The organism is Bacteroidales bacterium (assembly GCA_031275285.1).
Taxonomy (GTDB): domain Bacteria; phylum Bacteroidota; class Bacteroidia; order Bacteroidales; family UBA4181; genus JAIRLS01.
The window spans coordinates 22359-31037 of record JAISOY010000169.1 but is presented as its reverse complement, the minus strand read 5'-3'; the positions used below and the strand labels follow the sequence as shown (position 1 = coordinate 31037).

At 45.5% G+C, this 8679-nt stretch carries 4 protein-coding genes; all 4 read right to left on the bottom strand.

Features of this window, described 5'->3' with window-relative positions; genetic code table 11:
• Positions 1-469: hypothetical protein (locus LBQ60_16865; GenBank protein ID MDR2039593.1), on the bottom strand; the 469-nt coding region annotated here is incomplete at its 3' end.
• A gap of 25 nt (positions 470-494) precedes the next feature.
• Positions 495-3638 carry a TonB-dependent receptor gene (locus LBQ60_16860; GenBank protein MDR2039592.1) on the bottom strand — a complete coding sequence of 1048 codons (3144 nt, stop codon included), beginning with the start codon at positions 3636-3638 and terminating at the stop codon, positions 495-497.
• A 36-nt stretch (positions 3639-3674) separates the two neighbouring features.
• Positions 3675-5090, bottom strand: a complete 1416-nt coding sequence (locus LBQ60_16855; protein MDR2039591.1) for an IPT/TIG domain-containing protein — start codon at positions 5088-5090, stop codon at positions 3675-3677.
• A gap of 190 nt (positions 5091-5280) precedes the next feature.
• On the bottom strand, positions 5281-8634 hold the full coding sequence (locus tag LBQ60_16850) for a DUF5107 domain-containing protein (protein MDR2039590.1): 3354 nt from the start codon (positions 8632-8634) through the stop codon (positions 5281-5283).
• Between the last annotated feature and the right edge of the window lie 45 nt (positions 8635-8679).

Sequence of the window (8679 nt, the reverse complement as noted above, 5' to 3'; positions counted from 1 at the left end):
TAAAACGGGTATATGCCGTAATGCGCTGACGTTCGGAAATAGTCCAGTCCCGGGCCTCATCCATGCGGTTGAAAATAGTATTGCACTGGCGGATGACCTGGTACCAGGTCTGCCATTTGTCAAGGGATCCAAGATTACTTTCGTTACGGTCGCCTAATACATAACCCATACCCTGAAATTCGCCCGTACCAAATTCACAAAAGGCCTCGTCGGTTGCCATAGGTCCAGGGGTATAAGGGTTGCCGAACAACGCGCCATCATCAGGAAGATAGGTGGCAGCCCCCCACATATAAGCTTCAATATAACGCTTCTGGGTAAAAATGGTATCAATGGCCAAATCGTTATCTACATAATCGTCGATGCTCAGATAGTCGCAAGAAGACAGACTACCCGCAACAGCAAGCAGGATGCATGCCGTCCACACACAAAAAGTCTTGCGGATACTTATATTTATGTTTATATTATTCATAATCTTCTATTTGATCGTGTATTGATTATAAGTGGATGTATAACTGGAAGGAATAAGTGGTAGGGATGGGGTATACCGTACCCACCTTGTGTGCCTGTTCAGGATCAAAATCTTTCACCTTGTCCCATATGTACAGGTTGTTACCTACCAATTGCAGGTCTATGGAAGCAATGCCGATCTTATTCAGGAAATTACCTTTCAGATTGTAATTGATGGTGATTTCCTGCAGACGTAGATAACGGGCATTTCCTTTCCAGAAATCAGAACGCTGTGCATTATTGGTGTTTCCCCCGTATTGCAGTCTTGGTAATGCAGCATTGGGGTTTTCTGCAAGAGAGGGGTCTATCCCGTGCGCCTCGGCATACCAGCGGGGTATCCAACGTGAAGAAGGATCTTCGAACCGGGTAAGTATATTGCCCAACTCATTGTTATTAAAAGGAATATATCCAGTATTATTACGGAAATAGTCTACTTTTCCGGTCCCTTTGAAAAGAACGCCTACCGACAGACTCCTGTAGTTGACCTGTCCTCCGAAACCATAGGTCAGCAAAGGAAACATCTCTTTATAGGAGATAGGTACCTGGTCATCTTCGTTGATCACTCCGTCACCGTTAATATCCCTATATTTCAAATCGCCGGGCATCACTGTGCCCCAGTTTTGCTTTGCGCTATAGAGTATATCCGCTTCATCTTTAAAGAAACCGACACACTGGTAACCGCGTACAACTTCATTGGGCAGGCCGGTATAATCCTTATATGGATATTCCTCATACAACATTTCATAATTGAGCAACTTATTCCGGGCATATGTGTAGTTCCCCCGGAGTGTGACACTAATATCTTTACTTACATTGAATGTATAGGATGCATTTCCGTCGGATCCCCAGCTTACCATGCTACCTACATTACCATACGGGTTGTTGGTCAGCCCTGCATAGCCGGGCACCTGTACCCGTTCCTGGAAAATCCCCTTACGTTTATCGTGGAAGAAATCCACGGTAAAAGTGACTGCATCCTTAAACAGACGGGCATCGATACCTACATCCGTTTTCACTGCCTTTTCCCATACCAGGTTATCGGCTCCTACCCGTATCACTTTGATCGTTTGCACGCTTGAGGTATTATTACCCCACAGGTATTCATTATCCTGCGATACCCTGTTCAGGTAGGGAAAGCGGCGTCCGCCAATACGATCGTTTCCTACCGTTCCGTATGATCCCCTGAGTTTGAAAAGACTTACCCACGGCAAGTTATCCCTCACCCATTCGTAGCTGGAAGGCACCCAGCCCAAAGCAATGGCAGGGAAAAAACCAAACTGACGGCCCGGCATGAAGTTTTCGGTACCGGTATAACCAAAATTAAAATCGACCATATAAGTATCACGGAACCCATATGCGATTCGCCCTGTTAAACGCAAATACCTCCGGGGAATCTGGGCATAATTTCTGGGCAAGTCCTCCATTTCAGCTTCCAGAGATTGCATGGTGGACATCTGGTCGCTAAGGTGCAGATAAGCCAATCCACCAATACGATGATCGCTCCCAAATACCCGGTCGTAGTTGATCGTTGTTTCAAATTGAAACCTCCTGAACTGATTATAATCTTTATTGTTTGTTAACGAATAAGCCTCCTGAGTGGTAGCTGGCACTGTTTCCCTGGTAATCAGTTCGCCCCGGTTACTGCGTCCGACTGCCTGATACAGTGCGGGGTGATGATAACGTGTTTCGATATATCCGCCGTTACGTTCATAAGCACCTAATACTTTCAGTTTTAAACCTTCGGTAACAAACTGCAAATCCTGATCGATAGCCATGGAGAACTTCGACGTATATTGAGTCAACTTGGTTTTTCCACTATGGTTGATGACTACATAGGGCGACATACCGATATTGGCAACACTCGATGATGGGAATTCCCCATTGGAATACCGCAGGGGAAATATCAACGGGGTAAGCGAAGCCTGCGATTGCCAGATATAATCGGTGGAAGAAATATTACCGGGCCTGTTGTTAACAGACATGAAAGCATCCGAGTTGAATTTCAATTCGGTGGTCTTTGTCAGGTTAATGTCCAGGTTGAGGCGGAATGAATAAGTATTATATCCGGCATTGGTGGAATAGGGATTTGATTTTTCCACCCTATAAGCTGCCGATTCATTGGAGCCGCCAAGGCTCACGAAATAACGGGCAATATCGCCACCACCACGGCCACTGACATAGTATGTCTGTTTGAACGACAACCGGCGTACGATCTCATCCTGCCAACTGATATCGGGATAGAAATCAGGATCCAATCCTTCCTTGATCACGTCCAGGTGGATATCCTTATAAAGGGGTGTTTCACCCCGTACTTCACGGGCTTCGTTAGCCATGAGCGCATAGTCGTAAGCACGGAGATATTCCGGCAAACGACGTAAATGCGACAAAGTAAAATTCGCACGCCCGGTAATAGCCAGTTTTCCTGACTGTCCGCGTTTGGTGGTGATAAGTACCACGCCATTGGCACCGCGTACACCATATACTGCTGTTGCCGAAGCATCCTTCAGTACCGAAAAACTCTCAATATCTGCCGGATCAATAGAGTTGATATCACCTTCCAACCCATCGATCAACACCAAAGCGCTGCTGTTGGCGCCAAAGGTACCTATGCCGCGCACCCAGAATTCAGCCAGGTTTTTACCCGGCTCTCCGCTCGCCTGCATGGTGATAACACCTGCTACCCTACCTCCAAGCATGTTGGTTATTGAAGGAGAAGGCACCTGTAACTCTTTGGCATCAACGGAAGTGACTGCAGCAAGCGTAGAAATTCGGCGTTGCACCCCAACGCCTGTCACTACGACTTCTTCCAATTGCTGGGAATCCTCGGAAAGAGTAACTTTCAGATCCTTCGTTTCTTCAGTAACCAGCCATTCGAAAGATTCATAGCCTACAAAACTAAAAACCAGCCATTCGCCACGCAATGGCTTAATGGAAAATTTTCCATTGACATCGGTAGTCGTACCTCCCATTTTTCCTTTAATGATAACATTAACCCCGGGAAGCGTTTCACCTAACGCATCGTACACCGTACCCTCCACATTCATGGTTGTTCCACCCTGTTGCGCCGGCAAAGCAAAACAGATTACTGCCGACAGCAAGAAAGCAAACATATAATGATATATTTTATTCATTTTATTTATCGTATAGTTGTTATCAATTTATGAAGATTATTCGATAGCGATCCTCCTGACCCTGTTATTATGATAGTCGGCAACATATATAATCCCATCGGGGTCGGTAACAATCCCGTGCGGCGTATTGAATGTCGCGTCTTCCCTAGCTCCGTCTTTGAAAGGAGAACTGACTCCGGGAATTCCAATAACAGTGGAAACCATCATGGTAGTGGTATTTACCAAACGAATACAATGATTTCTGCAATCGCCCACATACAGATTTCCGTCCAGGTCGAAATTGATCATACGAATAGAATTAAACTGGGCCTGATCCAGTGGTCCGTCCCTGTGTGCTCCCATAGGAGGCACTGCACCGGATACTTTCCTGAAGCCTGACAGCATATTATTTTCACCTGTTGACTCATCTGTAACATCCCACACATAAAGACTATTCGCTGCATCAGCTACTGTCGGACTATCAGCCCGATCATATCCGAACCACAGCTCTGTTTTCCTGACAGGATGGAATGCCATGCCATATGTTGCCCCTATCGGTGTCATACCTATTATCTTTGCCTCCCATGTTTCCGGATTGATCCGTACGACTTGTCCGCCGACATAGCGGGTATAGTACATGCCGTCAGCTTCACACAACAGGCATTGCCAATGGGTTTCGTAATTGAGGTTATTATTCGGCCCTCCTTGCGGAAGGGTACAACCATTGAGATCCCATGCTTTTATGAATCTCGATTTCGGCGCCCATCCGTCCCTCGGATCAAGGAATGTGAAACGATCGCGGTTATTCGCCATCTCCGCACCCATCTGCAACACGTTAGTCAACGGATTGGCGTAGGGCTGGCAACGATGGTTGAATCCCTGATCTTTTGTGGCAACCACCGTCAGGGTATTTGTAATGGTATTAATACGTAATAAAACATCCGTATTATCGGTGACAAAAATATTGTATTCATTGTCAGCACCAATGTATACCGGTTTCAGTTCACATTTATCCAAACCCTGGTCGAATACATGCGCTTCCCTGCCATTGCCTGCAATAGTAGTTACCGAAGCCTCAATTTTGTAACGGAACTTTTGCTCATACTCCTTTTTCTGGTTACCGACCTGTACCGACAGGATACAGGTGTCTCCGGGCATACGGGGAACCAATGCCAGAATACGGCTTCCCGTAGAATTAATCACTTTCGCTTCGGAAGAGTTAAAAAACACTTTGATAGCGGAAGGATCAGTACCGAAATTATTACCGCTCAACAGTACCATCTCCCTGATTCGTCCCGAATCGGGATAGAATGAAGTAAGCTCTACCGGCTTACCGGGGTCATAAATCTCTTTTTCATCATTGTCGTTATTACACGAGACAAGAAAAAGCACTGCAATACCGGCGACCATAAAGCGCCACATTATGGTATTGAGAATAAATGACTTTTCGTACCGACGGATGATATGGTTCATCTGTCGGAAATTTTTTAAATAATTACCTGATTTTTCCATACATAAAATAATATAACAAGAATAGCAATGTTTAAACAATTATTTTTTTTCGTAATTTTTGGAATTGATTATTAAAACAAAAGATTTCACAATCATGCTCCCAAACAGTGGGTTATTCAGCTCAATATTACCATAGGCTCCAATGTTTAAATTAATAAAAGGTCTCCATCTCTACATGGAGTATTGTGTTATTAATAGCTATTATATCCTTTTCCGTAACCTTCCTGAGAAATTCCTCCGCTTTTTTCTGTTCCCCCAATCCGAGATATCCCAACCCCATGATGTAATAACAATGGTTTTTATTCCGTTGGTTGAGATCTTCTTCCCAAATGACCAGATCGGGCAGTGATACTGCAAAATAATCGATCTTGCAATCATCAAAGAGATGCTTTTTTCCATGGGCAATCAGTTTATAAAAGCGGCCCCGGGCTTTGTTCTCATCTCCGAGCGCCCGCCATGCCAATCCCTGATAATAAATCTTATCGGGCTGCTGATCGTTATAGTAAAATGCCTGTTGTGGTTCTGCCGATCCATGGGTGGCTTTCCAAAAATATTCCGATGCCTTGTCTTCATCGCCTAGTCCGCGGTAAGACAAACCCATGTAATAATGCACATCGTTCTCTTCGGCATTGGCCAGCTTACCTTCGCCCAGGTTATACGGGTATTGTTCGGTTTCCTGCAGTAGTTCCAAAGCGATCCCGAATTGCTGTTCCCTGATCGCTTTCTTCGCGAGTTGGACCCGGCACAAAACATACTGACCCGTAACCTTACCTTCTCCGCCTTCCCACGGATGGAAATGCCGGGAATTGATCAACCGGCGCGCTGTTTCATATTCGCCCAGTTGATTGTACAGTGTGATACGTTCGATAAACAGGTCATCGCGTTGTTCTACCTGATCCAGGTGTTTCTCAAGGAAGTCCAGGCGCTCTTTCGGGTTTACACCGGTTTTCTTATATAATTGATCCAGCTCCATCAGTATGCGGGCATCGGTGGTGTCCAGGGAAAAGGCACGCTCCAGCAACTGACGCGCTTGCTTTTTATCGTTTTTTTTATTATAATATGCCAAAGCAAGGTTGCGCAATGCGGTCGGGAAGGAATCGTCTAATACAGCGGACTGCTCCCAGCAATCGACGGCTTCATCATATTGCCGCGCTGCATACCAAAAGTTCCCAAGGTAATACGGTGCCTTGGCATCCGTTGGATTCAACCGGACGGCATCCTGCAGAATATTCACTTCCTCAATACGGTTGGGAAAACACCTGTCGGGGGACATTCCTGATGCTTTCCCATAATATTCTTTTGCTTTGCCTTCCATTCCTGCCTGCGATGCGAAATATCCCAATGCATAATACACCATGGGATATACATGGGAATCATCGCTTATGGTGTTTTTCAACAGTTGACCGGCTTCTTCGTATAATCCGGCTCCGGCAAAATCCAGGGCGTACTCGATATACACGTGGACCTTCCCTGCTATCAGGCGATTCATTTCTCCAAGGATGGAAACATCATTGGTTAACAGGTATTTTTCAAACAGGCATCCTACATTGAACCGGTCAATTTTTAAAGAGTCGTCGATCCATAACAGGGCTTCTTCTTTTTTACCGAGTTTTCTCAAAAGGCTTGCTTTCAGTTGACGTGATTTATGGTTATGCCAGTTGCGTACCAGGCTGCGTTCCACCAGATCAAGGGCAGCCTGGTAATCAACTTTCACTCTCATCGTTATCTGGGCCAAAGACATATAAGCGGGATCCTGCCATGCTGCATTCCATACCGATTTATAAAACGCATCGTAGGCTTCATCCAATCGGCCCTGCATCTTCAAACACCATCCAAGGTTGTAATACGGTTCCCCGTCATAAGGATTAGGATTTCGTTCCGTCTGGGTTTCAACAGCTTTCCGGAAGTAGGGTTCTGCCTTTACAAATTGTCCGCGACGCATATACCAAAGCCCGGCGGCATTGTTATTACGTATATCGCCCGGTTCACGCCGGAGCGCTTCCATATAATAATCCATGGGGCGGTATGTAGCATGACGGTATTGCTCCAGATGTAATCCCGTAAGATATAATTGTTCAATGGAACTGGTCTCTTCCGGTTCTTTTGCGGCGCATGCAGGATCGGGCACTGGTTTTATTTCAGGCTTATCAGCATGGTAAGAAAGCAATAAGCTACCATCCTGATCCCTTAATTCAAAAACCATATCTTCAGGAAGCAGGGTACCTGTATCTACAGATGTGGTATAGGGGCTGGCCGGGGATATATCGATCTGTTGTTCCAGCAATATTTGATTGGCCGTATCTTTTAATATTAGTTTCAGGTTCCTGTATTCCGAAGTGGTATAAAGCGCCACAAATGTCTTCCCGCCTTTTGTTTCTACATTGACAATGGCATCCTTAGTAGCATTTTTTACATATCCTACTTCCGAATAGGGCATAAAATACTGTACCCATGATTTTTCCTCATATGGTTGCAGCCATGAAAAGTCGGGCTGGTTGTCGGTATAAACGCCGGTCATCAATTCGATGTACGGACCGTCTTCATCCGTCAGGTTCCTGTCCCACGCTTGTCCGAAATCACCATTACCCCAGGTCCATTGCTTTTTCCCCGGCGAAACATGGTGATCGGCAACATGAAGCAATCCTGCCCTGACATCCTCCTCATAACCGCCTACGAAATCATATTTTGAACGTATGGCCATATAAGAGGTCGGTACGGGAATATTTTTATAACGGGATATATCGACTCCTGCCGAATAGTCCTGTTTATAATAAACCCCGGTAGCTATCGGGAAACCGGAAACATCACGTTTTCCATGGTCGAATACGGCATGTACATCGGGTGGAAAAACCGATTTATAGGCATCGTTCGCCACAACGGCCGGATTGGCCCACCACAGGAAGGTCTGTGGAAAAGGGGTCCGGTTATATACTTTCACACGGATCTCCAGGTAAGCTTTTCCGGGATGTAAAGTAAAACCCTGCATTCCTTTGGTACGGAACATACGTTCCACTTCGTTGCACCACACGGTCTTACTTCCGTCGGCGTGTTCTTCTATGCTGTAATCCGTCGGCAGGAAAGTGCTCGGACGGTGATGCTGCGGCCAGTTGAATTCTATCCCTCCGGATATCCAGGGACCTGTCAATCCAACCAAGGCTGGTTTGATCACCTGATTGTAATAAACGAAATGACGATTTCTTGTTTTATCATAAGCCATCTGTACCCGTCCTCCCAACTCGGGAAGGATCATGATTTTCAGGTACTCGTTTTCAAGGAACAGTGCAGTATATGATTTATCATGCTTTTCATCGTGTATCTTTTCAACAACGGGATATGGGTATACGGACCCTGAACTGCCTTGGTAAACACGCTTCTCAAGAAATATGGGATTTTTTTCCTCTTCCCCCGCTTCATAAGTGGGTAACATGATGGTTTCTTCCCATGCTCGTACAATTCCCTCACCGGTAACCGTAGGCCGGATCAGGTATTCGGTTATTCTTTCCATTATAAAAATTCAATATTTCAATGTTTCAAAAATCAGGAATCCTGA

What these genes read in the sequence shown, in the direction of transcription:
- LBQ60_16860 (MDR2039592.1), bottom strand. Translation starts at nt 3,638, where the DNA reads ATGAATAAAATATATCATTATATGTTTGCTTTCTTGCTGTCGGCAGTA.
- LBQ60_16855 (MDR2039591.1), bottom strand. Translation starts at nt 5,090, where the DNA reads ATGAACCATATCATCCGTCGGTACGAAAAGTCATTTATTCTCAATACC.
- LBQ60_16850 (MDR2039590.1), bottom strand. Translation starts at nt 8,634, where the DNA reads ATGGAAAGAATAACCGAATACCTGATCCGGCCTACGGTTACCGGTGAG.